This is a genomic window from Roseibium denhamense, from assembly GCF_009711415.1.
In the GTDB taxonomy this organism is placed as follows: Bacteria; Pseudomonadota; Alphaproteobacteria; order Rhizobiales; family Stappiaceae; genus Roseibium; species Roseibium denhamense.
The window spans coordinates 26,003-49,456 of sequence record NZ_SMLZ01000086.1; the positions used below are offsets into that span (position 1 = coordinate 26,003).

A 23,454-nucleotide genomic window follows, 5' to 3' on the forward strand; every position below is an offset into this window, starting at 1 on the left:
GCGCCCGTTCAGCGGCACGGGTTTCAGATCGGTAGATCGCGGGCATCCGCGATCGCCTCCATGGTCATGTAGGATGTGACCGTATCCAGGTCGACCTTTTCGATCAGCCGCTGATAAATCCTGTCGAACGCGTTCATATCTTCCACGACCACCTTCAGCATGTAGTCGTAATCGCCTGCCAAGCGGTAAAAGTCGATCACGTTCGGGATCTTGGTCACTTCTGACCGGAAGGTTTCAAGCCAGGACTTGGAGTGGTGCCTGGTGCGGACCATCACAAATACGGTCAGATCCAAGCCGAGCTGAGCTGGATCCACACGGATTGTGTGCCGCTCAATCAGCCCGCTTTCATATAGTGCCTTGAGCCGGCGCCAGCATGCATTTTGGGACAATCCGACCTGATCGGCGAGGTCCCTCTGCGAAGCTCGCGAATCTCTTTGAAGGGCGCGCAATAACGCACGATCAATATGATCGAATTTTTTCTCCATAAGTGTTCAAATGACACAAAAATGGATGTCAAGCAATCAAAATAGGTGAGGAGGTCACATCGTAGATGGTCGTATGATCTTATCAATTGAACTTGGAGGATCAAATGACCCAATCAACCGGAACCGCGATCGACATCTTCAAATCTGCTCTCGCCGGTCCGGGCCTCCTGGATCGTCTCCGGGCAGGTTTGATTGGTGAAGGCGCCGTAATCGAAGGCCCATTTGGAGAGCGGGAACTGGTCTATGCCGACTATGTCGCCTCCGGCAGAGCTTTGCGGCAGATTGAAGACTTCGTTCTGGAAAAGGTGCTCCCCTACTACGCCAACAGTCATACCGAGGCGTCCTTTTGCGGAAGCACCATGACCCGGATGCGTGAAGCCGCCCGGAGCGAGATAGCACGTATCTGTGGTGCTGATGACCGGTTCGCAACGGTGTTTTGCGGCTCGGGCGCAACGGCGGGGCTCAATCGCCTGGTCCATGTGCTGGGGGTTTCGGGGGCAGCTCAAAACGGGGAACAGCCTCTGGTCGTCATCGGCCCCTATGAGCATCACTCGGATATTTTGCCCTGGCGGGAAAGCGGTGCTGAGGTCATCGAGATCCGGGAATCGAACACCGGCGGTCCGGACATGACCCACCTTGAATCAGTCTTGCAAGAAGCAGGCTCTAACCGTCTGATAGTTGGCGCATTTTCCATGATGTCCAACGTGACCGGCATTGTGACCGACGATGTCGCTGTGACCCGGCTCTTGAAGCGGTATGGTGCCGTGAGTGTCTGGGATTGTGCCGGTTCCGGACCATACCTGCCCATCGACATGATGGCCGGAACGGATCACGAAAAAGACGCCGTAGTCGTATCGCCGCACAAGTTTGTCGGCGGACCGGCCGCATCGGGTGTCATGATCGTCCGCAAGAGCGCGGTTCGAAAGAACATCCCTGTCTTTCCAGGTGGCGGCACAGTGCGCTTCGTATCGCCTTGGGGGCACGACTACTCCAAGGATATTGCAACGCGCGAAGAAGCCGGAACGCCCAATGTGATCGGCGATATCCGGGCCGCGCTGGCCTTCCTTGTCAAAGAGGCAATCGGGGCTGCTGAGATGGACCGCATCAACGCCGATTGGCGGGAACAGGCACTCGCTGTCTGGGCGGCGAATCCGGCGATTGAAATCATGGGCAATCCAAGCGCTGCCAATGTCCTGCCGGTCTTTTCCTTCCGGGTCCGCGATCTTGAGCGCGGCGGCTACATTCACCAGCAGCTGGTAACCCGCATGCTGTCTGACCTCTATGGTGTTCAGGCGCGGGGCGGGTGTGCTTGCGCCGGGCCTTACGCGCATCGCTTGCTTGGGATCGAACAGGACGAATCGGAGGCTTTGCGGGCAGGAATCCTGTCCGGTGAAGAACTGAAAAAACCCGGTTGGACCCGGCTGAACTTCTCTGTTCTTCTGACAGGGGAAAAAGCCGATAAGATTATCGCGGCCGTCGACGATCTGGCGCGGCATCCTTATCCGGTTGCAGATCACTATGCGTGCGACCAATCGACAGCGCGGTTCAAGGCGCTGAAAGATGCTGCTTGAAGAAAGTCTTTGAAGAATGTGCCGTTGGGCTGCCTGGAGCGGGTCTCCGAAATACCTTGAAGAGATTATCTGCGATCCTGAGCATTCGCTGATTGATCAAAGCCGCAATGCTCTTTCCTGTAAAACAGCGGTGAATGCCGACGGATTCGGGGTTGCGTGGTATGGGGAGCGTGAAATCCCGGCCCTTTACAAGGATGTTAGACCGGCCTGGTCGGATCCGAACTTGTTGCAGATTGCCCGCCATGTGCGGTCAGGACACTTTCTGGCGCACGTGCGGGCATCGACAGGGACAGCAACCACACGCGACAACTGCCATCCCTTCACTCATGGCCGGTGGACCTTCATGCATAACGGCCAGATTGGCGGCTATGACAAGGTTCGCCGCCGCCTCGACAATATGATCCCGGATGATCTGTTTAGAGATAGGATGGGCGGAACCGACAGCGAGAGCCTGTTTCTGATCGCCTTGGCTTACGGTTTGAAGCAGCATCCGCGCGCCGCCATGGCCCGGGCGGCGTTCGAGGCCGAAGCGCTCTCCAAACATACCGGATCCACCCCTCATATGCGGTTTGCGGCCGCCTGGTCCGATGGTGAGACGCTTTATGCCGCCCGCTATGCGTCCGACGCGTTTCCGCCCACGCTTTATTACCGCGAATATGCTGATGGCGTGATGATTGTGTCTGAACCCCTCGACCAGGCCCGAGACTGCTGGATGGAAGTCCCCAAAGGTCACATGATCGAGGTCCGCGCAGGTACAGTCCGGCAGACAGCCTTTTTGAGCGACGAAGTTCCCGCCTGAATCTTCTGCAAATCCGACACCTTGTTCAGGCCCGCGCAGTATGCGGTCTGTGCGTTGCTGCCATGCAGTTTTGACCACTCGGTCAAAAGTGTCAGAAAATCATGTACTTGGTTCGGAATGGTTAACAACATACTGATCTATATTGAAAATTCTATTTAAACGCCTAAATCAATGTTAGCGGCCTCCGGCTATTTTCCCCCAAATACGAGGACACCAAGCGGGGCCGTGCCGGCCAGGAGCTGCAATAACGGATAAGAACAATGGAAGTGGCATCGACTTCATCTGATTGGCACGGGTTTTACGACCCTGACGCCTCATCCCAAGACGACAACCAGGAAGATACAGAGAACAGCCAGCGGTTGGATTCAACACGCAGCACCTATTTGTATGTGCCTGCCCATCAGGATGAAGATGCCGAATCCCATGGTCTGGGAGCGTTTTTCCGCTTGGGCGAATACTCCGAGGTCGAGCAGGCGGCCTTTAACGCGAGCGAGGACGACCGGTTTTATCCAAACCAGCATATCTCGGATGAAGGCGGTGCTGCTGCGGTCTACACCAATGCTGCAGGCGGCACGGACGGTATCATGCTGGCCTGCGACGGCAGGTTCCTGATCAAGGCCGGCGAGAAACTGTACATCGAGAGCGCCGACTACAGCCAGCAGGTCAATGGCAACTACACAGTCGACATCGACGGCACGGCGGTGATGCAGGTCAGCGATGCTGTCGAGATCACTTCGGAAGAGTCAACGGTCACGATTTCCAGCGGTACAAACAAGAACATCACCTTGTCGGCTGGAAACGGCACCGGGGTGATCGAGACCAATGCCAAGGAAGAAACCAAAAACATCGCCGGTGACTCTTACGAGTACAATTCCGGCAATACGAAAAGCTTCACGGAAGGCAACAGCATTGATCTGACCTTCGGCGGGTCGTTGTCGATCTTTGGCGGTGGCGATTTGAGCATCGGCATGGGCGCCACGATGGAAGTCAACGCCACAGTGGCGGTCGGCATTGCCGCGGTGACAGTAGATGTGGTCGGCGTCGCAGCCGAAGTCACCGGATCAGAAGTCGATCTGAAGGAACTGGCCGTCAAATTGAAGACCTTGGTGGTCACCAATGAAACCTTGGCCGCCAAGATCAAACAGGTCGAAGCTGCTATTTCGACCTTGAAGGCGGAAAGCACCACAGTCAAAGCCGCCCAGACAACCGTTGCAGCCGATTCTGAAACCGTAAAGGCCAAGACCGGCGGCGTCACAGCGGATACCACCGGCATGGTGGTCAATATCTAAGAGGTTACCTTTTCTCAGGATCCGATGCGCGCAGGTCCGCGCATCAATTCCTCTGTCCGCGTGTCGATACGATCGCGTATCTGGCGGGTGAGGGGGAACGCATCGGTCCGATCCCTGCCATAGGTCAGGTTAAAGGCATGAAAGTCCTTTCCCGCCGATGGCATTAGTTGATGCTGGAGCATTGTTTCCAGCTTATCGAACGCTTTGGCGAGTTGTGCTTCCGGTGTCCTGGCATCGGCATATTCGTCCCATAGCTGCCTGAAATCTTCGGCCACATCATCGGGTAGGTCAGCACACAGCGTTTGAAAGTCCTGTCTTTCGCGCTCTTGCCGGTTATCGCCATCCGATTGATCCGGGGCCGGAACATCACCAGAGATTGCTTCGCCAAGATCATGAAGAACACACAGCTTAAGCAGCTTTTTGATATCGACGCCAACGAGGTCCTTTGCGAAGAGCAAGATCATCAAACACAGTCTCCAACTGTGCTCCGCAGTACTCTCCGCTCGTCCGCTCCGGCTCGTGCCGGAACGCAAAGTGTCCTTGAGCTGTTCGGCTGCTTGAAAAAAAGCAAGCATTCCGCTCAGACGGTTGTCGTCAATCATGGGGGCGTGGTTGCCGTTGGGTTTGCTGTTCATAGACGCAAGTTTACCCCAGCCAACAATACCTGACGACAGGCCGAATATTTTATTCAGCTAGGGTCAGGACCCTAAAGCAGGAGCATCGGGCGTTTTATTTGATACGCTCAAAGATGTTCGATCACTGCACAATCAATCAGCTTCGGGTAGCAATTCGATCCCGATTTGCCACCTGCTGATCCAGATCGTCACGGACCAGCCGGGCAAAACTGCCATCCGACAGTGGCATCCGGGAAATGCGGATCCTGCTTTCCGGGATGGTCATTTCCGCAAACTCGGCGCGCTCGGTCTCAAACACGACATCCTGGCTGGCCGGCTCGAACCAGCCGTGCTCTGCCAGCCGGAGTTCGTTTGCACGGATGCCTTCGGACGCGAACCGCCACAGCGGCTTTCCGATCAGCTCATTTTCCGGAGCGTGCCATTCTGATAACCGTACGCGGGAAGCAGCCAAAAGGGCATGGGTCTGGTCGCAAACAAGATGAACAGCCAACGTCGACTGCCTTACGAGATCCGCAAGGGCCCGGTCCGCAGCCGTTTCCGGTCTTGCATGCAGCAATTTTGCAATCCGGGTGGCTTCCTTGGCCGATGGTATGCTCTGCCCGGTCTCCCACCGGGAAATCTTAGCCTGCGAGACGTGAAGGTCTGACGCAAGGGCGTCCTGCTTTATGCGGTTCATGAGCCGCCACCGCCGCAGCGATGGGCCGATATTTTGCGCAAGAACGATTGGTGAACCGGACATGGTCCATCCATATCAGATGCTGGCCCACTTGGCAGCTCCCTTTACCGCATCAGGTCCGGGCAAAGATCCGGTTTGAAATAGAGATGGCATTGCCGGCCGGGTCCTTTGCATTGGCAAACTGATAGCCATCCCCCTTGTGAGTTGGGCCAAAGTCGAGACCACGCTCGGCAAACGCCAACTTTTCCGCCTCGACATCGACCACCTGGAAAACGAGTTTGACGAGGGTTTGGCCGGCTTTCCGGCTCTTGGCCAGAGGATGCAGGAGCAGGTCGCATCCACCGGTTGATGCGGTCAATTCGATCAGGCCACCATCGGCGTGAACCGCCGAATAGCCGAAATACCGACAATAGAACTCCGCGACGGTTTCGGTATTCCTGACGTAAAGGGTTAGGCGGTTGAGGAGAGGAGGCATGGAGGTTTTCCGGTTTAACTCCCGCCAGACTTCGCGAAAAGCACATGATGTGCAAGGGCCTCTGCGAACCATCGGGGCCAAAACCAGAAAGGGTGCTGGCTTTCACCAACACCCCCCTGTTCAGGTCAGAATTTCTAGCAACTCGCCGATGGCGTTAACCCTCGGAAACCTGCTGTATCCGATCTCAACTTGGCAAGGACCAATCGGGTGAAAGATCCCGCCCATGCCCTCAATCCCGAAGAACGGAGGCCACGCCGGCCGCACAGATAACCCGCTGCTGGCCAGAGCGCCGGGGCGCTTTCTGCGGAGCGCTCCGCATAAAGCACACACTGGGTGCCTCACAGCGGATCCGTTACAATCGCGAGCGATTAAACGGGACTGTGCCCAGACAGCGAGTTTTGGGACCGGGTGTCTCGGCTGGCGTTCCTTAACGGGCCCCGCCATCGCTGTTGAAAATCAGTTCACCACAGGATTTTGGGCCTGTCGAATCGGCCCTGTTAACCATTGTGACTACCGGGGAAACTTTCGGACGTAGCCGGAAAGCCGCAGAAATCCCGCCGTTTTAGGGAGCTGAATTTGCACTTGAAATCGGATTGCAAGTTAAGACTTCATTTTCCGGCAAAATAATGGGTCAGCGATACTTCTCTATAAAGGCGTCAATTGAAAGTCTGCGGATATCCGGGAGCCGGTCCTTCAGTTCCGCGTGGCTCCAGTCCCACCAGGCGATTTCCTGAAGGGCCTCGCCCTGACTTTCTGAGAAGCGCCGTTTGATGGGTTTGGCCGGAACGCCGCCGACAATCGTGTAGGGCGCGACGTCCTTTGCAACGACTGCTCCGGCAGCTACAACAGCGCCTGTCCCGATGGTAACGCCTGCAAGCACCGTTACGTTGTGCCCAATCCAAACGTCATGCCCAATCGTGACCCAATCATCCTTGCGCCAGTTGAAGAACGCCTCGTCATCATCACCCAATCCGTAAGCGGCAGCGCGATAGGTGAAGTGATGCTGTGACGCGCGCCAGGTCGCGTGGTTTCCCGGATTGAGCCGCACCCGCCGTGCAATCGAACAGAACTTTCCGATTGTGGACCAGACCACATCGCCTTCCTGAACGATGTAGGAATAATCGCCCATCTGGCTCTCGCGCATCTCGGTCAGGGCACCGACTTCCGTCCATTTGCCAAGATCACAGTCCAGCACCACCGCGTCGGGGTGGATATTTGGGGCCTCGGTCAGGGTCGGTTTTTGGGTCGGCGCAATCATGGCAACTCCTGAAGACGGCAAACAGAACGGCGCTGTTTAACCGGGATGGCTCCGCGGAAGATGACACTTTGATGTCAGTTTCATGATGCCCTGGTTTTTCCAGCCGTCAAAAACGCTGGAAGTTTTTCAACGGTTGTTGCTTGTGAAAAGAGCCAAGTCCGACCGAGAAAAACGCCATGTGGAGAAATTATTCGCATGAAGTAGCGAAGTAATTGTGCGCGTTACGGAAAATCCCTGATACGGCATGTCAGAAAGCGCAATCATTGCGCTATTTCATTGAAATGTCACATTAATTTAGATTGTATGTAGTCTCATTGTCATGTTTCTGTAATGTTCAAATGGCTCTTGTCCGCCAGCAATAAGGTCAAACACGGACAGGGCTGCCGCGTGATTCAATTTCAGAATGTCACCAAGACTTTCGGGTCCCGGACTGCGGTGAACAAAGTATCATTCAACATCGATAAGCCGCAGATGGTGGGTATTATCGGACGTTCGGGCGCGGGCAAGTCAACGCTCTTGCGCATGATCAACAGGCTCACACCTGCAACATCCGGCCAGATCCTGTTCAACGACCGGGACATCCTGAGTTTGAAAGGGGCCATGATGCGCCGCTGGCAGCGGGATTGCGCCATGGTTTTCCAGCAGTTCAACCTGGTTCCGCGCCTTGATGTCGTGACCAATGTGATGCTGGGGCGTTTGAATGGGCACGGAACACTCAAGAGCCTTTTCAACGTGTTCGGCCAGGACGATGTGAACGCCGCCCTTGCTAATCTCGACCGGCTCGGCATTGCCCAGGAAGCAACGAAACGGGCCGAGGAATTGTCTGGCGGCCAGCAACAGCGCGTGGCCATTGCCCGCGCCCTCATGCAAGATCCTCATATGGTTTTGGCAGATGAGCCGATTGCTTCCCTGGATCCGATGAACGCCAAGATCGTCATGGACGCTCTGCGGGAGATCCACGAGCGGGACAACAAGATCGTCATCTGCAACCTGCACACACTTGATACTGCCCGCACCTATTGCGACCGCGTGATCGGCATGCGCGACGGCTACATCGTTTTCGATGGCGCGCCGTCCGCCCTTACGACCGATGTGGCGCGCGAAATCTACGGTGCTGACGAAAGTTTTAACGAGGCGGCCACTTCGACCGCTATCGATGCCGGGTCCTCCGGCACCACCAAATCCGCCGGTGTGGTGACCCCGGCGGCGGCAGCGGGCTAAGCCGCTGCGCCACTTCTTGAACGTCATCGAAAGTTACTCTCGGGGGAGTGTCCCAAATGAAAATGGTTTCAAAAGTTGCTGCGCTGGCCGCAGTCAGCATGATCGCATTGAACGCAACAGCTGCTGTTGCTGAAGAAATCTCTGAATTCCGTATCGGCATCCTCGGCGGCGAAAACGCTTCCGACCGTCTGCGTGCCTACGAGTGCCTTGAAGAGAAGACAGCTGACCTGCTCGGCGTCGACGTCAAGCTGTTCGCACCGGCTGACTACAACGGTGTGATCGAAGGCCTCCTTGGCGGTAACCTCGACATGGCTTGGCTTGGTGCGTCTTCTTACGCCAAGGTTTACCTGACCGATCCGGAAGCTGTTGATCCGGTTCTGGTTAAAGTCAACGTTGACGGTGGCTACGGCTACTACTCCATCGGTTTTGCGCGCACAGATAGCGAAATCAACTCCCTGGACGATATGAAGGGTAAGGTCTTCGGTTTCGGTGACCCGAACTCCACATCAGGTTACCTGATCCCGTCCATCGCCATCCCGCAGGAAGGCTACTCCATGGCTGCGGGTGAGTACTTCGGCGATGTTGTCTTCACAGGCGGCCACGAGCAGACCATCGTTGCTGTGTCCAACGGCGACATCGACGCTGGCGTAACCTGGGCCGACGGTCTTGGTGAGTGGGAAGACGGCTACAACTCCGGCGCTCTGCGCAAGGCATCCGACGCTGGTCTGGTCGACATGACTGAACTGCGTCAGATCTGGCAATCCCCGGTTATCCCGGAAGGTCCGATCGTTATGTCCCGCGGTCTGCCGGAAGACGTCAAAATCAAGATGACCGGCCTGCTGGCTTCCATGAACTCCATGGACCCGGATTGCGCTTACAACATCGCAGCCGGTGAAACAAAAGGCTTCATGCCGATCTCTCACGAAGCTTACGTGAACATCATCGAAGCTCGTAAGGCGAAAAACTAAGAGCTGTCGAATATTCAGCGCGGGCCGGTCTCCGGCCCGCGTTTTTTTGCGTGACGTTTAAAGGACTTTGAAGATGACCGTCGCCGCTATGGAAGAGGAAATCCTCTCCTTACGCAAACGCCGTCAGCTGTATTCGCTGATTGGACTTTTGTTGGTCGTTGCCGTCATGGTTTCGGGATACTCGAAATCCAACGACATGAATTCCGGCGGTTTTCTGCAGGGTCTGAGCAAGTTTTTCGATTATCCCGGTGAAATCGTGCTCGAGGCCTGGCAAGCCGGTCCGGCTTTCTTCGGCCTGATGGTCAAGTATTTCCCGGCAATGCTCGAAACGTTGAACATTGCAGCAGTCGCAACACTTCTTGGGGCTGCATTGGCTGTGGTCCTTGCAATGGCCTCAACACGGAACGTGGACAGCTGGGGGCCGCTCATTCCGGTTGTCCGGCGCATGATGGACATCATGCGGGCTTTCCCAGAGCTGATTATCGCGCTGTTTTTGATCTTCGTTCTCGGCTCCAGCCCGGTTCCGGCGATGATCGCCGTTGCCTTCCATACGGCAGGCGCGCTCGGCAAGCTGTTTTCCGAGGTAAACGAGAACATCGACCGCAAACCGATTGAAGGACTGTCTGCCTGTGGGGCCAGCTGGCTGCAGCGCATCCGCTATGCGGTCATGCCCCAGGTGGCACCCAACTACCTCAGCTACTTCCTGCTGCGTCTTGAAATCAATGTCCGCGCGTCGGCCATTCTGGGCTTTGTTGGCGCGGGCGGAATTGGTCAGGAGTTGCGCCGTACAATTGGATGGGGGCAAGGCCAAGGTGATGAAACGGCTGCGATTTTCGTTCTCCTGTTCATTACAATCATGCTGATCGACCAAGTCTCGTCCTATCTCCGCGGCAAGCTGGTCGGCGCCGGTCGGGCGCACTAAGAGGGATCTTCCAATATGTCTACCGATACCCTCGAACAGGTTGTCACACCGCAAGACGTTTGGTCGAAAGTACGTCAACGTGCCTGGATGACCGTACTGGTGCCAGTCGCGGTCCTTGCGTATCTCACCTACACCTGGTTCGCCTTCGGTGTGCCGGATCTGCTTGCCAAGGCTCAGCCTGAACGCGCCGTCATTTTGGCGACCGACTCTGTTGCCTACAAGGTGCACGTCACAAAGCTTCTCCGCCGCGACATTCTGGAAGTGGCGATTGAGGGCGAGCGGCGCGCCACCTACGACGACACCAATCTGCCGGACGGGGTTGAAGTCGACGGCAAGGACGCAGTTGTTGATCTTGGCGACGGTTACATCGTCGAGATTGATGACCGGACCATGCGGTTCACCATTCCAGGCTACGGAACAGTCATTGGCACCGCGACAAACACGGGTGTTGAGACCCGTCTTCCGGAAAATGCCGGTGAGGTTCCGGAGTGGCTGAAAATCGATCCCAAGAAACTCGATTTGCGGCCAACCCTGGACCGCCGCGTTCAAGTGACCCGCACCAAGATCGAGGTGCATAACTACTTCGGCGGCTGGGAGAATTTCTGGTTTCCATTCAGCTCGGAATTCTACGGCAAGTCTTTCAGCCAGCTTTATGCGCTGGCCCTGAGTGCCGACCGTCTCAATCCTGACTATTCCAATCTCTGGTATATGGTTCAGGACTTCCTGGGAAATCCAGACTGGCAGCATGGCGAAATTTTCATCGCGCTGTTTGAGACGATCATGATGGCGGTGCTCGGCACAATTACAGCCGCTTTGTTTGGGCTTCCTCTGGCCTTCCTGGCCGCACGGAACTTCACGCCGTCCATGTTTTTGCGCTTTGGGGTCCGCCGGCTGTTCGATTTCCTGCGCGGCATCGACATGCTGATCTGGTCGCTCATTTTCATCCGTGCCTTCGGCCTTGGACCGCTGACCGGTGCGTTGGCGATTGCCTTCACCGATACGGGAACGCTCGGCAAGCTCTTTTCCGAAGCGCTGGAAAACATTGACAACAAGCAGGTTGAAGGCGTGCGAGCCACCGGCGCAAATCAGATCCAGCGCTACCGGTTCGGCGTTATTCCCCAGATCCTGCCGGTGTTTGTCTCCCAGGTGCTCTACTTCCTGGAATCGAACACCCGCTCGGCAACCGTGATCGGTGCTCTTGGAGCAGGCGGCATCGGCCTGATGCTGGTGGAAACCATGAAGACGTCGCGCGACTGGGAAAACACCAGCTACATCATCATCCTGACAATCGTGGTCGTGATCATGATGGACCAGACTTCAGGCTGGCTCCGCCGCAAACTCATTGAAGGCAAATAGGCCCTTCAGAGTTTGGCTCGTCTTCTTCGGCCCCGGAACGTGTTCCGGGGCCGTTGTCGTTTATCCTTGATAACTCACGCGGCTGGCTTTCTGCCGTATTTCAGTCGCGCTAGCGTGTCAGCGTAAAGTCTACTGACTCGGGTTGTTATGGAGCGGTGAATGCGAATGCGTTTGGGCAAGACTTGGACTGGAGCTGCTGCGGCCTTCTGCCTGTCAGGGTTTATGGCCACTGAGGCAGAAGCGATTGAAAGCTGTGTAGCATCCCTGAAACAACAGGCGATCTCGGCAGGCGTGCGGCCCGAGATTGCCGAACGCATGTTGTCCGGCGCAGCTTACGATGAAAAAGTCATCCGGTTTTCGACCGCACAGCCCGAATTCAAGACGGAAATCTGGGACTATATGGCGTTCCTTGTCGATGCTGAACGCATCCGGGACGGCAAGGCACTCTTGAAGAAACACGCCCGGACGCTTGCAGCCGTGGAGCAGCGCTATGGTGTGGACCGGCACGTGGTTCTGGCGGTCTGGGGCATTGAAAGCGACTACGGCAATTTCCGGGGCGATTTCTACACGCCGCATGCTCTGGCAAATCTCGTGTGTGCCGGCCAGAGACGCCAGAAGTATTTCCGGGGCGAGCTGATCAGGACCCTGCAAATCGCCTCCCGCGGGGATGTCGCCGTGAATGATTTCAAGGGGTCCTGGGCTGGTGCCTTTGGCCAAACCCAGTTCATGCCGTCGACTTATAACAGTCTTGCGGTGGACTTTGACGGCGATGGCCGCAAGGACCTCGTCAACTCCATACCTGATGCCCTTGCATCGACAGCCAATTTCCTGAAAAACGCTGGCTGGCGGGACAGCCGCCTATGGGGTTTTGAAGTCAAAGTTCCGAAAGGCTATTCCGGTCCGTCCGGACGCAAGAAATACGCTTCCATGGCCACCTGGACCAAGCGCGGCCTTACCAACGTTGATGGCAGCCCCTTCCGGAGCCGGCAGGAAACCGCACTTATCCGTCCTGCCGGGGTGAACGGTCCCGCGTTCCTCGTAACGCGCAATTTCCAGGCGCTTAGGTCATACAATGCATCGACATCCTACGGTCTTGCCATTGCACTCCTGTCCGAACTGGTTTCGGGGGGCGAAGCGTTCAAAACACCTTGGCCGACCAACAATCCAGGCTTGTCGCGGGCACAGCGCTTGGAACTGCAGAAGCTCTTGAACCGCAATGGCTTTGACGTGGGCGAACCCGATGGAAAAGTCGGACCGCTCACCCGGGCGGGGATCCGCAAGGCGGAAGCCAAATACGGGATGCCGGTGACCGGCCGCCCGTCCTGGAACGTCTATTATGCATTGGGTGGACGTTAGAAGCCGGAGGTCAGGTCACATCTACCGGAAGAGCGGTGGCAGAAGCGGCATGAACAGCAACGCGGTTGCGGCCGGAGCGCTTGGCTTGATACATCGCTTCATCTGCTGTTGATTGCAGTGTCCGTTCAAGGTTTTCGCCAACTTCCACCACTGTGATGCCGATGCTGACACCGACTGACCGCTCTTCGCCCTGAATGAGGATTGGTTGGTTGATCCTTTTGATGAGGTTATTGCCCAGCTGACGAAGGGCCTCGGGATCCGTGCATTTTGTGCTGATCAGCAGAAATTCATCTCCGCCCAGGCGAATAGTGACGTCGTCCTTGTGCGCAATACTTACCAGGTGCGCGGCCGCGGTCTTCAGAACCTTGTCGCCGGCCTCGTGCCCAAAACGGTCGTTTACTGATTTGAACCGGTCAAGATCGACGAGCATGGCCGCGACCCGTGCGCCTTGCGGCATCTTGGGTGCTGTCTCCTCGAAAAACCGGGCAAGTTTCCGCCGGTTTCCGAGGCCCGTAAGGTCATCGTGATCGGCAGTGTAGGCGACCTGTGCGTTCAGCTCCTTCAGCGCCGCATTGGCCTGTTGCAGTTCCGTATTCAGGGCAACGGTCTTTTCCCGGATTTCGCGCTCATAATCGGCTGACTGACGGGCGAGCCGGTACTCCAGCTGCCGCCGCAGCACATGGCTTTGCCGTTCCTGATCGAGCGTGAACAGCTTTGTCTGGATCTGCGTGTAGGCTTTCAGGTGAGAGTAGGCGCGGGGAATATTGCCCAGCTGCTCGTAAATCTCGGCCAGTTTCTGCTGGAAATTGCGCATCCAGAGCGGGTAGTTGGCGCGGTTTGCGGTTGCCAGCCCGTCCTCCAGGGTCCGGCAGGCAAGCTCCAGCTGGTTTTCCTTGAAATAGGACCGGCCAATCACGTGCTGGATCTGGCACGTGATACGCATATCCTGGGTAAATGCAGCGGCCCGCAAGCCTTTTTCCGCCTCGGAGCGGATGTCGACGTCGCTGCCCAAGGCAAGTGCGGCCGCGCAGTACATTTCATACCCATAGGGGAGGATAACGGCATTCCGGGTTGCCAGGGCCTCGTCAATGCAACGCCTGCCGCTGGCCAGAGCCTTGTCGAAGTCACCGCTCTTGAGAGCCACCCTGGCGACGACCTGCAAAACCCGGGCGGGCTCAAAGGTCATTTTCGCGTTGGTGGCAATCGCAAGGGCGTGCTGCAGCTGCCGCTCGGCTTCGTCGAAGCTTCCTGAATTGGCGCTGAAATTTGCCAGGATGGTCAGGAGTTCAATACCGGCGCGGTTTTCAATATCCCCGTCCAGAAGATCAAAACCCGCGGTAATCAGCTCATCGGCCTTGATGGTGTCGCCGAGGCTGTACACCGCCATGGCACGGCAGGCGAGCATTTCGACCCATCCCTTTGGATCGGCGGTCTTGTTCATGCCGGACAAGGCCATCTCGGCGCGCTGGGCGGCCTTTTCAAAGCCGCCGGACCAGCGCTCCAGCCAAGCAAGGTTGAAATTCAATGGGCGGCCATTGGCGCGTTGCCCGGCAGAACGGGCCATTTCGGACAGCACAAGACGTCTGCAAAACACAGGATTACGCCACCGGATGGCCCACGTGCGCTCTTGCAGGGTTGTGCTAATTCGAACCTCCTCAAGGCTAAGTGCCCAAGGCTATTAATCAACCTAAGTTCTACCGTTAAGTAAAGATTGGTACTGCCCCTTACAACCTGATGTCCTCAGGCAAGTGTGTTTGGTGGTTGCAACGGGCTTCGCTGCATCGCAATATGACCGCAAAGATGTGGAGGCGATGAATGTCCGGATGTATTTTGACGGTAGCGCAGCAAAAAGGTGGATCCGGCAAGACGACCCTCGCAGCCCATTTGGCCGTCGCGCTCGCAAAGAAATCCGGAGAACCGGTCGCAATCCTCGATGTAGATCCGCAAGGTTCGCTGGGGACATGGTATGAAGCCCGTGAGGACCGGCTGGGCCATGAGCAGACGGGTCTGGAGTTCCGCACCGCCTCAGGGTGGGGCGCCCGCCGGGAGGCGAGGTCGCTGGCAAGGTCTCATGGCTATGTGGTGATCGACACACCGCCGAAAACCGACACGGATGCCAAACCGGCCATAGATGCGGCTGATTTCGTGATTGTTCCAATCCAGCCAACACCCGTTGATCTGTGGGCAACTTCGCAAACGATCGGCCTGGCGGAGCGGGAAGATACCCCGGCGATTCTTGTCTTGAACCGGGTCCCGCCAAGGGCTGCCCTGACCGGCGAAATGGAAAATGCTATTGCCGAATACGGCTATGACACATTGAAGACCCGCCTTGGAAACCGCACCGTTTTCGCATCTGCCATGGGCAAGGGCGCTGCCGTGACCGAAGAGGCTCCCTCCAGCAAGGCTTCGCATGAAGTCGGGCTTTTGATCGAGGAGCTCGTCGGCAGGATTGGCTGACAAGCGGTCGGCTGTTGGCACCAGAGCTGACCTATGTCCAAGTTTTGCCTTGTCCTTGTCATGATCCGGTGCCTTGATAGAGGCAGTTTTTAGGCTTGGGAGGACAGGCCATGTCCCATTTGATTGATTCGTTCGCTTGGTCCGGAAAACCATTTTTAAATTCCAACAAGCGCGTTTGGCGCGCGCTGGCTGCCGGACTCCTTTCTGGATTGCTAGGGGGGGCGCTAGCCAGCCACTCCGCATCCGCCCAAGACCGGCGGATCGTCACGATTGAGGATGCTGACTTTTTCGGCAGCGACTACCGGACCGTCAAGGATGTCGATCTCGACGGCTGTAAAGCCGTTTGCCTCTCCGATTCCCAATGCCGTGCCTTTACCTTCAACACCTCTGCCGGATGGTGCTTCCTGAAATCCGATTTCGGCCAGCTGCAAAGTTTTGCCGGTGCAATTGCCGGGCGGGTCGTTGAGGTGCAGGCGCCCAGAGCGGACCAGAGCGCTGACCGCAGGGCCGAACTTGCATTTCTTCCGCTCTCCCGGCTGGAGACAGCGGAAACCTACTCGCAGCGGCTCGCTTCCTCCGCTCGGTCGGGAAACGAAACGGCCGACCAGATCCGCCGCAACGGAACAGCTGCCCTGAGTGACCGCAATGGCCCCTTGGCTGAGGCCGACTTCCGGCAGCTCCTGAGACTGGAGCCCGGCAACTTCGATGCCTGGAGCCAGCTGACAGCCGCGCTGTTGTTGCAGAATCCGGATAATTGGCAGGAACGGGAAACGAAACAGAAAAATGCTGTATCTGCTGCAGTAAACGCATATCTGCGCGCCATAAGCGGTCCCGAGAGAGCATTCGCGCTGGACCTTCTCGGGCGGTCCCTCCAGCGCCAGCGGGACTATCGGACGGCGATCAAAGCGCTCCGGGCATCTCTGTCTCTTGAGGACAACACCAGTATCCGCAGACGGTATGAGGATCTGATCGCCGAACATGGCTTCAGGATTGTCGACCATCAGGTGGATTCGGATGCGGCGTCACCGCGCATTTGCCTCGTCTTTTCACAACCGCTGCCCGTTGGCCAGGATCTCAGCCCCTATGTCAGCGTGCGCGGCGATGCCGCGCTGTCGATCGAAGCCGATGGATCGCAAGTGTGTGCCGACGGGGTTCGCCACGGTGCCCGGTACGAGATCACGGCCCGAAGCGGTCTCCCGGCTGCCGACGGCGAGGTATTGGAAAAATCAGCCAGCCTCTCGATTTATGTGCGCGACCGTTCGCCTTCGGTTCATTTTTTCGGCCGGTCCTATGTGCTTCCTGCGGGCGGGGATCCAACCATTCCAGTTGTGTCGGTCAATACATCGGAGATTGAGGCCAGTATTTACCGGGTCGGAGACCGGTCGCTGGCCGATATCTTGAGGGACAACCGTTTTCTCAGCCAGCTTGGCGACTATCAGGCCGACCAGATCGAAAACGATGTTGGCGAGAAAGTCTGGACCGGTATTGTCGAGACGGAGAACCCGCTCAATCAAGACGTGACAACAGCGATTCCGCTGTCCGAAACCGGACTGGAGTTGAAACCGGGTGTCTATGCGATCACCGCCCGGTCGAAGCTTGATGTAAAAAACCGCTGGGGACCGCAGGCAACCCAATGGTTTCTGGTGTCGGATATCGGTCTGACAGCAATGACCGGCGAAACAGGTATTACCGCAAACGTTCGTTCCCTTTCGAGTGCGGGCGCCCTGGAAGCGGTCACCATCCGCCTGGTTGCGATCAACAATGCGGTGCTGGGTGAAACTGTCACAGACAGCGATGGCTTTGCCGCGTTCGAACCCGGGCTTTCCCGCGGCCGGGGCGGCAATGCGCCCGGGATCTTGATCGCGGAAACTTCAGATGGCGACTTTTCATTCCTGGATCTTCGTAAGCCTGCCTTCGATCTGTCTGACCGGGGCGTCGATGGGCGCCCGGCACCTGGGCCGCTTGATGTGTTCTCCTGGACTGACCGGGGCATCTACAAGGCTGGGGAGACAGTTCGCGCGCAGGCGCTGTTGCGAACGGCAAACGCGCTTGCACAAGAAGGGCTGCCACTGACCTTCGTATTCAACCGGCCTGACGGTGTCGAGCACGCCCGCTATACCGTGGAAGACAGTGGTCTTGGCGGGCACTTGCAAGACCTGAGGCTGAGCAGTACGGCTCAGCAGGGGCTATGGTCCTGGGAGATACTTGCTGATCCGAAAGGTGAGGCACTGGCCCAATCCACATTCCTTGTCGAAGACTACCAGCCCGAACGTGTCGATTTTGAACTGCAGGCAGATGTTGACGCGTTCCGGCGCGACGCACCCACAGCTGTCTCACTGGAGGCACGGTTTCTTTATGGTTCACCCGCCAGCGGACAAACGCTGGAGGGCGACGTCATCGTGCGCCCAACACGCCAAATTCCGGCTTACCCGGGCTACGAATTCGGGATTGCCGACCGGAATGCCTTTTCTGAACGCGGGGCCTTGCCGTCGGGACTGAAGACGGATGACGACGGCAAACTCGGTTTTGATGTGTCCATGCCCGCCCTGCCAGAGACCACCCTCAGCTTTGAGGCCGAGTTGATCGCACGTCTTGTTGAGGCAGGCGGTAGATACGTCGAACGGTCATTGAAGCTGCCGGTGACGCTGGATGGGCCAAGGATCGGAATTAGGCCTTCTTTTGACGGCGGTGTTGAAGAAGGCGGGGCAGCGGAGTTCTCGGTTATCGCCATTGGTGCTGGCGGCGAACGGATTTCGGCAGATGGTCTGTCCTGGACCTTGTCGAAGGTTGACCGGAGATACCAATGGTACCGGGTGGATGGCCGTTGGGCCTTTGAGCCGATAACAACCACCCGCCGGGTTGCCAGCGGAGAGCTCGAGGCCGGACTGGAAACGCCGGCCACGCTGTCGGTGCCCGTCGAATGGGGCGAATACCGGCTTGATGTTGAAGGCTCCGGGGCGCTGCAGACAGCGACGGATTTCACGTTCCAGGCGGGCTGGTATACCGTCGGGGCGGCATCCGATACGCCCGACTATCTTGATGTCGGTCTGGACAAGGAATCCTACCGGCCCGGAGAAACTGCGAAACTGCGCTTGAAGCCGCAGATGGCCGGAACGGCTGTCATCAATGTTCTGTCCGGCGGCCTTCTTGCAAGCCAGACAGTAGAGGTTACCGGCGACGAGATGGAAGTTGGCATTCCGGTGACCGACGATTGGGGGGCAGGCGCCTATGTGACTGCCAGCCTCTACCGTCCCATGGACCTGAAAGAAGAGCGCATGCCGTCGCGGGCCGTAGGTTTGTCCTGGCTGCAGCTGGATCCGGGAGACCGGAAGCTGGATGTGGAACTGACCGCACCGGACCGTATCTTGCCGGAAACAACATTGGATGTGCCGGTCCGGCTGGCAAATCTGGCGCCGGGTGAGAAAGCCTATCTGACGCTTGCGGCGGTGGACGTAGGCATACTGAACCTGACCGCGTTTGAAACGCCGGAGCCGGACACCTGGTATTTCGGCCAGCGCCGGCTTGGAACGGACATCCGTGACCTTTATGGGCAACTGATTGACCGCACCGCCGGAACAAGGGGACAGGTGCGCTCCGGCGGAGACGCGTCTGGCATGCGTCTTGACGCTCCGCCACCGGACGAAGAACCCGTCGCCTTGTTTTCGGGCCTCGTCGAGGTCGGGCCTGATGGGACAGCTTTGGTTTCCCTCGAAGTGCCTGAATTCAATGGGGCATTGAGGCTGATGGCCGTCGCCTGGACAAAGGATGGAACAGGCCATGGGGAGCAGGAAGTTGAGGTTCGCGCGCCATTGGTCGTAACGGCCAGTGCTCCGGCATTTCTAGCTCCCGGGGACTCATCCCGTCTTCTTCTTGAGATAGACAATGTGGACGGTCCGGCCGGAACCTATCAACTTGAGGTCTCTGCGGGAGATGGTCTGAGCATCGGTGAAGGCACCGGCAATGACGTCCGGACCCTTGAACTTGCCGAAGGTGGCAAGCAGGTGGTCATTCTTCCACTGGCTGCCGGAAATGCGCTCGGCCAGGGTGAAGTGGTTGCTTCCCTGACCGGACCTGGCGGCGAGAGTATCGTCAAGAGTCTGGCGTTAGAGGTCAAGGACACCCAACCATCCGTTGTCCGTCAATCTGCGTTTGAGTTGGCGGCCGGGGACAGTCTCTCTTTGTCTGCGGACGCTTTCGAAGGCCTGCGTCCTGATACGGTCGCCTTGACGATCTCTGCTGGCGGGGCTGCGAGCATTGACATCGCCGGGCTGCTGGCTGCACTCGATCGCTATCCCTATGGCTGTACGGAGCAGACGACCAGCCGGGCTCTGCCGCTCCTTTACTTGTCGCAGGTCGCTGAAAGCGCTGGGCTCGGAGGAGATGCAGCTATCCGGGAGCGCGTGGTCAAGGCAATTTCGGATGTCCTGGCGAACCAGTCGTCCTCTGGCGGGTTCGGGCTTTGGAACAGCTATGGTGGCGGAGAAATCTGGCTGGATGCCTATGTCACCGATTTTCTGACACGGGCCCGCGAGCAGGGGTACCGCGTTCCGGAGATCGCGTTCACCACCGCGCTCGACAATCTGGAAAACCGCCTTGCCTATGTGTCCGATTTCCAAAATGGAGGGGAGGATATCGCCTACGCGCTCTATGTGCTGGCGCGAAACGGCCGGGCATCGACCGGTGATCTCCGTTACTATCTGGACGCAAAGCTAAGCAGTTTTGCAACGCCGCTCGCCAAGGCACAGCTAGCCGCGGGCCTTGCGCTTTATGGGGAAGGCGAGCGCGCGCAGACAGGTTTCGAAGCCGCACTTGCTTCCCTGCCTGAAACGGGCGCTCAATCTTACCGTGACGACTTTGGCTCTGATTTGCGCGATACCGCGGGTGTGACAGACTATATCGTCACGGCTGCTTTGGGAGACGCGTTGTCATCGGCTGCAGTTGACCGGCTTTCACGTGCGCAATCCCGTGCAGGGACAAAATCCACACAGGAAATGGCCTGGCTGCTTTTGGCAGCAAATGCGCTGAACCAAAGTGCGGAAGAAGCGCGCGTGTCCGTCAATGGCGAGGAAACGCCCGGCCGCTTGGCATGGGCTTTCACTGGATCAGGCATTGAGCAAAACGCGGCCGACATCACGAACAATGGCAGTGTTGCCACCGAATTGCTCGTGTCTGTCACCGGGCAGCCGCTTACTCCGGAACCTGCAGGCGGGCAAGACTACGCGATCGAGCGGACGCTTTATGACCTTGATGGCAATGTGCTCGATCCAAGCGCTGTTCCGGTCAACACGCGAATTGCCGTGGTCTTGACTGTGCGCCCGTTAACCGACCAGCTTGGCCGTCTTATGGTGGTTGATCGTCCGCCTGCAGGCGTGGTGATCGATAATCCGAGATTGGTGAGGTCCGGCGACCTTGGCGCATTGTCCTTTTTGTCGACCGTGGATCAGCCGGCTCACACAGCCTTCTACAGCGACCGTTTTGAAATTGCCGTTGATCAAACAAGCCATGCAGACGGTGTATTGACCTTCGCCTATCTGGCACGGGCGGCAACACCGGGTGCGTATCAGCATCCGCCGTCGAGTGTCGAGGATATGTACCGCCCCGACCGGCGGGCGGTAAGCGCGACGGGCCGGTTTGTTGTGCTCGGTCCGACCCGGTAAGCTGCGATGCGTTGGTCGCTTCAGCAAGGCTTGCGAAAAGGATGGCGGTTGGGGGCACTCCTCGGCCTTATCCTTTGCGGGGTGGCCGGCCTTGCTGTCTTCAAGGTTGCCTCTGATATTGCAGACCTGCCGCAGCCGCCGCGTCCAGAAGAGCTGCCTGTCTCTCCGGTTGTTCTGGATCGGAACGGACTGTTGTTGAGGGCTTTCACCAGCGGCGATGACAAGTGGCGGCTTCCGGTGACACTCGATGACATCGATCCCTTGTACTTCCGGATGCTTCTCGCCTTTGAAGACAGGCGCTTTTACCAGCACTCCGGTGCGGACTGGCGCGCCTTCTTAAGGTCTGCTGTTCAAAGTGTTCGTCAGGGACGTCTGGTTTCAGGTGGATCCACAATCACGATGCAGGTGGCACGGCTTCTGGATGAAAAACCGACCAGAAGCCTGGCGCGGAAATATGAGCAAATCATCAAGGCGATCCATCTGGAGCAAGTCTTCAGTAAAGACGAAATCCTGACCCTTTACGCGCTTCGGGCGCCCTTCGGCAGCAACTTGGAGGGCGTTCGCGCGGCAAGCCTGACCTGGTTTGGCAAGGAGCCGGGCAGGCTGACGCCAGCGGAAGCGGCCCTTCTGGTTGCCTTGCCGCAAAGCCCGGAAGCCCGCAGGCCTGACAGGTCACCGGAAAGGGCTCGGATCGCCCGGGATCGGGTACTCCGGCGCGCACAGGACGCCGGCGTGTTGTCCGAAGACGAAGCGCTTTCGGCAATGGCCGAGCCGCTGCGGGCGGAACGTCACCCGATGCCGCTGCTGGCAGCCCACAGCACTCGTCATGCTGTTCATGCCAACCAGGCGGCACAGGTTCTTGAATTGACACTTGACCGCAAGTTTCAAAGCGCGGTCGAAGAGCTGGCGCGCCAACGGGTCAAAACCTTTCCGCCGCCAATCTCCATGGCGGTTTTGGTTGCCGATCATCAAACAGGCGAAATTCTCGTAAGCCTTGGCGCCCCGGATCTTCTGGATGAAAGCCGCGATGGGCATGTCGATATGAGCCGGGCGGTGCGCTCACCCGGTTCAACGTTGAAGCCCTTGATTTATGGTCTTGCCTTTGAAGAGCGCATCGGCCTGCCGGACAGTTTGATCAAGGACAGGCCCATCAATGTTGCTGGGTACCAGCCGACGAATTTCGATATGGCGTACCAGGGAACGGTCAGCCTTCGCGAAGCCCTGCAGCTGTCTTTGAACACACCTGCGGTGCAATTGCTGGAAGCGGTCGGACCCGCAAGGATGCTGGCACGGATGAAGCGCGCCGGTGCTCACCCCGTGCTGGATAAGCAAACTCCCGCAGGACTGGCAGTCGCGCTCGGCGGTATGGGGCTTTCCTTGCGCGATCTTGTCCAACTGTACGCGGCTGTTGCCCGCGGCGGTGAGGCGGTGCGTTTAAAGGAGTGCCGGATCACGTGTCCTGAGATCCCGTCTACGCCAAATGGGCTCCCGGTCCTGTCGCAGGAAGCATCCTGGATGCTGGCTGACATTCTGTCGGACATGCCGCAGCTCCATGCAGCTGAAACCCGTCAGATCGCTTATAAGACCGGAACATCATACGGCTACCGCGATGCTTGGGCCGTTGGCTATGACGGGCGCTATGTTACTGGCGTCTGGATTGGCAGGCCTGACGGATCTCCCATCGCCAAGATCACGGGCGCATCCGCAGCGGTTCCGGTTCTTTTTGACGTTTTTCAAAAACTAGGCGCCGAGCCGGTCCCATTGCCGACCCATGAAAAGCCGCTTTGGTCACGGCAGAATGGATCGGTCCCCAAGGCATTAATTTACGCACGCTTACCGAACACTGACGAAAGCCCGTCCTCGGCCAACGGTTTCGGAATTGCGTTTCCGCCAAACGGCGCCGAACTGGATCTGGGTCTACAAACGGAAGGCAAGGAGCAGCCGCTCATAATCAAGCTTCAAGGCGGCACGGGCCCCTTTACGATTTTCAAGAACGGTGTGCCTCAGAACGTCAGAAGCATCCGCCGCAATCTCACGGTTGATGTTCAAGGTCCCGGCTTTGTGGATCTGATGATTCTCGATTCGAGCGGGCAAAGCGCCCAGGTTTCGATTCTAGTGCACTAGAATCGCGCGCAGGAACCGTCCGGTTCTGGATGGGGATGGTTCGGCTTTGGTTTGAAACAGCTCTGACATGATGTGATTCCGCCCCGAGTCTTCGGCAAATTGCCGTGAGAAGACCTGGAGCCCTGCGCTCAGAAGGCCTTTGTTTCCGGCGATTTGGCCGCCATTTGCTAACGGAACCTTAATTCCGGAGCCTCTTTTGTGATAT

The 23,454-nt window shown here is 57.6% G+C and carries 17 protein-coding genes; 11 read left to right on the forward strand and 6 right to left on the reverse strand.

Annotated features, from left to right (window positions below; genetic code table 11):
• Window positions 1-23 precede the first annotated feature (23 nt).
• Window positions 24-485, reverse strand: a complete 462-nt coding sequence (locus E1180_RS02720; protein WP_155189552.1) for an Lrp/AsnC family transcriptional regulator — start codon at window positions 483-485, stop codon at window positions 24-26.
• Window positions 486-589: 104 nt separating this feature from the next.
• On the opposite strand from E1180_RS02720, the gene E1180_RS02725 reads away from it, so the two are divergent.
• The 3 genes from E1180_RS02725 to E1180_RS02735 all read left to right on the forward strand — a co-directional run bounded on the left by E1180_RS02725 (window position 590) and on the right by E1180_RS02735 (window position 4,144).
• A complete protein-coding gene (locus E1180_RS02725) occupies window positions 590-2,056 on the forward strand; it encodes an aminotransferase class V-fold PLP-dependent enzyme (RefSeq protein WP_155189553.1) in 1,467 nt (488 codons plus the stop codon).
• A gap of 16 nt (window positions 2,057-2,072) precedes the next feature.
• Complete coding sequence (locus E1180_RS02730) at window positions 2,073-2,855, forward strand: class II glutamine amidotransferase (protein ID WP_155189554.1); 783 nt, start codon at window positions 2,073-2,075, stop codon at window positions 2,853-2,855.
• A 260-nt stretch (window positions 2,856-3,115) separates the two neighbouring features.
• Window positions 3,116-4,144: a hypothetical protein gene (locus E1180_RS02735; protein WP_155189555.1), complete on the forward strand. Its 1,029-nt coding sequence runs from the start codon at window positions 3,116-3,118 to the stop codon at window positions 4,142-4,144.
• A 14-nt stretch (window positions 4,145-4,158) separates the two neighbouring features.
• Here the strand turns inward: E1180_RS02735 and E1180_RS02740 are convergent, their stop codons facing one another.
• The 4 genes from E1180_RS02740 to E1180_RS02755 all read right to left on the reverse strand — a co-directional run bounded on the left by E1180_RS02740 (window position 4,159) and on the right by E1180_RS02755 (window position 7,188).
• Window positions 4,159-4,779: an HD domain-containing protein gene (locus tag E1180_RS02740; protein WP_155189556.1), complete on the reverse strand. Its 621-nt coding sequence runs from the start codon at window positions 4,777-4,779 to the stop codon at window positions 4,159-4,161.
• Between the two features lie 136 nt (window positions 4,780-4,915).
• Window positions 4,916-5,518: a helix-turn-helix transcriptional regulator gene (locus E1180_RS02745; RefSeq protein WP_155189557.1), complete on the reverse strand. Its 603-nt coding sequence runs from the start codon at window positions 5,516-5,518 to the stop codon at window positions 4,916-4,918.
• Between the two features lie 49 nt (window positions 5,519-5,567).
• Window positions 5,568-5,930, reverse strand: a complete 363-nt coding sequence (locus tag E1180_RS02750) for a VOC family protein (RefSeq protein WP_155189558.1) — start codon at window positions 5,928-5,930, stop codon at window positions 5,568-5,570.
• 631 nt (window positions 5,931-6,561) lie between these two features.
• A complete protein-coding gene (locus tag E1180_RS02755) occupies window positions 6,562-7,188 on the reverse strand; it encodes a DapH/DapD/GlmU-related protein (RefSeq protein WP_155189559.1) in 627 nt (208 codons plus the stop codon).
• 387 nt (window positions 7,189-7,575) lie between these two features.
• Here E1180_RS02755 and phnC point away from each other — a divergent pair, with 387 nt between their 5' ends.
• The 5 genes from phnC to E1180_RS02780 all read left to right on the forward strand — a co-directional run bounded on the left by phnC (window position 7,576) and on the right by E1180_RS02780 (window position 13,011).
• On the forward strand, window positions 7,576-8,409 hold the full coding sequence (phnC, locus tag E1180_RS02760) for a phosphonate ABC transporter ATP-binding protein (protein WP_283404471.1): 834 nt from the start codon (window positions 7,576-7,578) through the stop codon (window positions 8,407-8,409).
• A gap of 56 nt (window positions 8,410-8,465) precedes the next feature.
• Window positions 8,466-9,377 (forward strand): phosphonate ABC transporter substrate-binding protein, encoded by a 912-nt coding sequence (gene phnD, locus E1180_RS02765; protein WP_155189561.1) that lies wholly within the window; start codon window positions 8,466-8,468, stop codon window positions 9,375-9,377.
• A 73-nt stretch (window positions 9,378-9,450) separates the two neighbouring features.
• Window positions 9,451-10,299 (forward strand): phosphonate ABC transporter, permease protein PhnE, encoded by an 849-nt coding sequence (gene phnE / locus E1180_RS02770; protein ID WP_155189562.1) that lies wholly within the window; start codon window positions 9,451-9,453, stop codon window positions 10,297-10,299.
• A 15-nt stretch (window positions 10,300-10,314) separates the two neighbouring features.
• On the forward strand, window positions 10,315-11,655 hold the full coding sequence (phnE, locus tag E1180_RS02775; protein ID WP_155189563.1) for a phosphonate ABC transporter, permease protein PhnE: 1,341 nt from the start codon (window positions 10,315-10,317) through the stop codon (window positions 11,653-11,655).
• A 165-nt stretch (window positions 11,656-11,820) separates the two neighbouring features.
• A complete protein-coding gene (locus E1180_RS02780) occupies window positions 11,821-13,011 on the forward strand; it encodes a lytic murein transglycosylase (protein ID WP_155189575.1) in 1,191 nt (396 codons plus the stop codon).
• Window positions 13,012-13,021: 10 nt separating this feature from the next.
• Here the strand turns inward: E1180_RS02780 and E1180_RS02785 are convergent, their stop codons facing one another.
• Window positions 13,022-14,575, reverse strand: coding sequence for a GGDEF domain-containing protein (locus E1180_RS02785; protein ID WP_155189564.1), 1,554 nt, complete (start codon window positions 14,573-14,575; stop codon window positions 13,022-13,024).
• A gap of 251 nt (window positions 14,576-14,826) precedes the next feature.
• On the opposite strand from E1180_RS02785, the gene parA reads away from it, so the two are divergent.
• The 3 genes from parA to pbpC all read left to right on the forward strand — a co-directional run bounded on the left by parA (window position 14,827) and on the right by pbpC (window position 23,249).
• A complete protein-coding gene (gene parA / locus E1180_RS02790; protein ID WP_155189565.1) occupies window positions 14,827-15,468 on the forward strand; it encodes a ParA family partition ATPase in 642 nt (213 codons plus the stop codon).
• Between the two features lie 110 nt (window positions 15,469-15,578).
• Window positions 15,579-21,125 carry an alpha-2-macroglobulin family protein gene (locus E1180_RS02795; protein WP_155189566.1) on the forward strand — a complete coding sequence of 1,849 codons (5,547 nt, stop codon included), beginning with the start codon at window positions 15,579-15,581 and terminating at the stop codon, window positions 21,123-21,125.
• A 48-nt stretch (window positions 21,126-21,173) separates the two neighbouring features.
• Window positions 21,174-23,249, forward strand: a complete 2,076-nt coding sequence (gene pbpC / locus E1180_RS02800; protein WP_208996876.1) for a penicillin-binding protein 1C — start codon at window positions 21,174-21,176, stop codon at window positions 23,247-23,249.
• Window positions 23,250-23,454: the final 205 nt, after the last annotated feature.